This is a genomic window from Dietzia sp. Cai40, assembly GCF_014145165.1.
GTDB classification, from domain to species: domain Bacteria; phylum Actinomycetota; class Actinomycetes; order Mycobacteriales; family Mycobacteriaceae; genus Dietzia; species Dietzia natronolimnaea.
On record NZ_JAALEB010000225.1, the window covers coordinates 1 to 3,065 of the forward strand.

Here is a 3,065-nt window from a genome sequence, read left to right on the forward strand (position 1 = left end):
CGGGCAGCCGGGACGAGTCCTCGCAGGCCGAGACGCGGGCCCTGGCCTCGGCCCTCGAGAGGGTCCTCGGGGTACCGGTGTCCGCCGGGTTCGCCTCCGCGGCCACTCCGACCGTCGCCGACGCGATCACCGGGTTCAGGGAGCGGGGTCATCGCCGGGTGGCCGTGGCGACCCACCTGCTGGCGCCCGGGTTCTTCGCGGACCGGATCGCGGCGGCCGGCGCGGACGTGACCTCACCGCCGCTCGGCGCGAACCCGGAGATAGTCGATCTGATTGTCCGGTTATACCTGGAGAATTCGACGGATTTAATCCGCTGACCGGCCCGACTGTTCTCGATCCCATAATAAACGGATCACTTATCGAGAATGGCCGGCAAATGTGACCGGGCATAATTTCCCGGTGCTGGTGCATACTGTTGTGTAGTAGTGGTCGCACCTAGCTAGGAGAATCAATGGCTCAGCAATTCCAGGTCAGGTACATCGATGACATCGACGGAACGGAACTGGGCGAAGAGGCCAATTCCATCTCGTTCGCCTTCGAGGGCAAGGAATACTCCATCGACCTGAGCGACGAGAATGCCGACGCCTTCCGTGAGGTGATGGCCCCGTACATCGACGCAGGTCACCGCGTGACCGGAAGCAAGAGCAGGCCGGCGCGCAAGGCCGCCGCCAAGTCCGGCTCGGGCGATACCAAGGCCATTCGCGAATGGGCGCGGGAAAACGGCTTCGAGGTCTCTGATCGCGGCCGCATCCCGGCCGACGTGATGGAGGCGTACGCCGCCGCCAACTGATCGCACGCGCGAGGGCCCGCATCCCCGGGAGACGGGGTGCGGGCCCTTCCGTGTATTGGCATGTAGCACCGGTTGGCGGACGGAAGTCGCGACATCACCGCCGTCGAGCCGCGGGAATTGTCCGCCGGATAGTTCGCTCAGAGTCGCGTGATCGGCTCATCCAGGTGCGAGAGAGCGCCGGCGACGAGTCCTGCACGGATTCCGGCGTAGTTGGCACTCCGGAGCGGAGCCATCTCCGCCGCGACCGTCATCGCGCGGTCGAGCACCGCGTCCACCTCGGCCGCCTCATGGGCTATCCCGGCCGCGATCGCCTCGTCCGCCGCATAGCGCTTGGAGGTGAGCATGGCCGTGCTCGCCACCGTGTGGGGCAGCCGGGTGGTGATGAGCGCGTTCATCCCCGGAGGGAACGGCATCCCCAGCTGCGCTTCGGGCAGGTTCCAGAATCCGCGGTCGGCTCGCATGACGCGGTGGTCGTGGGACAGGGCCAGCATCGCCCCGGCTCCGAACGCGTGCCCGTTGACCGCGGCCACCGTGGGTAGCTCGAGCCGCAGGACCCGGGCGAACACCCGCTGGGCCCGCGAGACATAGGCGGGCAGGCCGGCGGGATCGGAGGCGACCACCGACAGGTCGAGACCGTTGGAGTAGAACTTCCCCGCCCCGGTCGTGACCAGGGCCGCCGGCCCCTCGGACGCCTCGACCTCGTCGAAGGCGGCATCGAGGGAGTCCAGGAAGTCGGGGGAGAAGGCGTTGTCCGGGGCGTCCGCGGGGTTCTCCGGCTCGGAGAAGCGGAGGACGAAGACGGACTCGTGACGGCTCAGTGTGGGCATGGGCTCCAGCGTAGATCCCCGGCAACGCCGTCACGGCAGCTGGGACACCGTTGTCACTCCCGTCCACCGCGCCCCGCGTGGGGGCCGGGAGTCCCGTGTGATGGCGGTGGGATGACACCGTTCCGCTGGACACGCCACGGCGTTGTGACGCGATGGCGACGTCGTCGTCGTACCCTGCCCGGGTGACCCGTTCCCCCTCCCGCGCGACCACCGGCGCCCCACCCCACGCCCAGTACGACGAGGCCCTCCGGCTGGGGATCCTGAGGGAGGCCACGCGCAAGCTCCGGGGAGCGGCGCCGGAGCAGCTCGGACTGCGGCCGCTGGCCGCCTCGCAGGGCACCTCCACCACGGCCATCTACACGATGTTCGGGGGCAAGTCCGGCTTGCTCGCCGCGGTCGCGGAGGAGGCGGATCGCATGCTCGCCGACGCGCTGCGGGAGTCGCTGCGTCACGACAGTGTCGAGACCGACATGCGCTCCCTCTGCCGCGCCTACCGCCGGTGGGCGCTGGAAAACCAGGGGCTGTACGCGCTCGTGGTGGGGGAGCCCGTCCGCTCACCCCGCGTCGGCGCCGACCGCCGCGACCCGCAGTCGCACGACCCGCAGTGGAGGGAACCGCTGCTGGAGATCGTCGACGCGTTGGTGGACGAGGGGGTCTTCCGGGCCACGGACGTGCACGAGGCGGCCACCGCGATCTGGGCGTCGCTGCACGGTGTCGTGTCGTTGGAACTCAGTGTGTGGCGGGAGTCGCCGAGCGCCGAGCAGTACTTCGAGACGCAGCTCGCGGCCATCCTGCGGTCCTGGGCCGCCGCCGGCGGCGCCCGCCCGGCCTCAGCCGCCGGACCCGCAACCTCTTCTATCGGAATGGTGGGCTGACCTCATGAGCGAGCGTTCGTTCTTCACCCTCGACGAGTCGGGGGCGTACATCCCCACCAGGTACGCGCGCAGCGCCTGGTCGGAGACCATGGTCAACGGGCCCGCGGTCGTGGTGGCATCGGCCCGTGCGCTCGAGGCCGAGCACGGGGCGGAGGGGTTCCAGCCCGCCCGGCTCACCGTGGACCTCTTCGCGCCTGTCCGCACCGAGCCGTTGGTCGCGGTGACGGAGGAGGTCCGGGCCGGCAACCGCATCCGGGTCGCGGACGTCCGCATGCTCCAGGGCGGAAAGCTGGTGGCCCGCGGCACCCTCGTGCAGTTGCGCCGCGGCGAGCAGCCACCGGGAAATGTGTGGCGCTCGGGACGACGGGTGGGGGCCCCGCCGGAGGCGGACCCCACCGAGAACCGGCCGGGGTCGAACGTCTTCTTCGGCAGCGGCGACGAGGGGGAGGCGTGGAGTCGCGACATGAGCGCGCACCAGAACGACCGGCGCAAGCGGTTCTGGCTGCACCCGCTGGACGTGGTGGCCGGTGAGGACGCGACCCCGTTCCAGCGGGCCGTGACCCTGGCCGAGTC

5 protein-coding genes are annotated in these 3,065 nt (G+C 70.1%); 4 read left to right on the top strand and 1 reads right to left on the bottom strand.

What is annotated here, in order from left to right; all coding sequences use genetic code 11:
* Both G6022_RS09430 and G6022_RS09435 read left to right on the top strand, forming a co-directional pair.
* On the top strand, positions 1-317 hold a 317-nt coding region (locus G6022_RS09430; RefSeq protein WP_277819489.1), incomplete at its 5' end, for a CbiX/SirB N-terminal domain-containing protein.
* Between the two features lie 134 nt (positions 318-451).
* Complete coding sequence (locus tag G6022_RS09435) at positions 452-790, top strand: Lsr2 family protein (protein WP_182609511.1); 339 nt, start codon at positions 452-454, stop codon at positions 788-790.
* 137 nt (positions 791-927) lie between these two features.
* Here the strand turns inward: G6022_RS09435 and G6022_RS09440 are convergent, their stop codons facing one another.
* On the bottom strand, positions 928-1,617 hold the full coding sequence (locus tag G6022_RS09440; RefSeq protein ID WP_182638574.1) for an enoyl-CoA hydratase/isomerase family protein: 690 nt from the start codon (positions 1,615-1,617) through the stop codon (positions 928-930).
* A gap of 182 nt (positions 1,618-1,799) precedes the next feature.
* Between G6022_RS09440 and G6022_RS09445 the strand changes: the two genes are divergently transcribed.
* Together G6022_RS09445 and G6022_RS09450 are read left to right on the top strand one after the other, a co-directional pair.
* On the top strand, positions 1,800-2,492 hold the full coding sequence (locus tag G6022_RS09445) for a TetR-like C-terminal domain-containing protein (RefSeq protein WP_347237766.1): 693 nt from the start codon (positions 1,800-1,802) through the stop codon (positions 2,490-2,492).
* 4 nt (positions 2,493-2,496) lie between these two features.
* Positions 2,497-3,065, top strand: a 569-nt coding sequence (locus tag G6022_RS09450; protein WP_182691433.1) for an acyl-CoA thioesterase domain-containing protein, incomplete at its 3' end; no start/stop codon positions are given.

What these genes read in the sequence shown, in the direction of transcription:
- G6022_RS09435 (WP_182609511.1), top strand. Translation starts at nt 452, where the DNA reads ATGGCTCAGCAATTCCAGGTCAGGTACATCGATGACATCGACGGAACG.
- G6022_RS09440 (WP_182638574.1), bottom strand. Translation starts at nt 1,617, where the DNA reads ATGCCCACACTGAGCCGTCACGAGTCCGTCTTCGTCCTCCGCTTCTCC.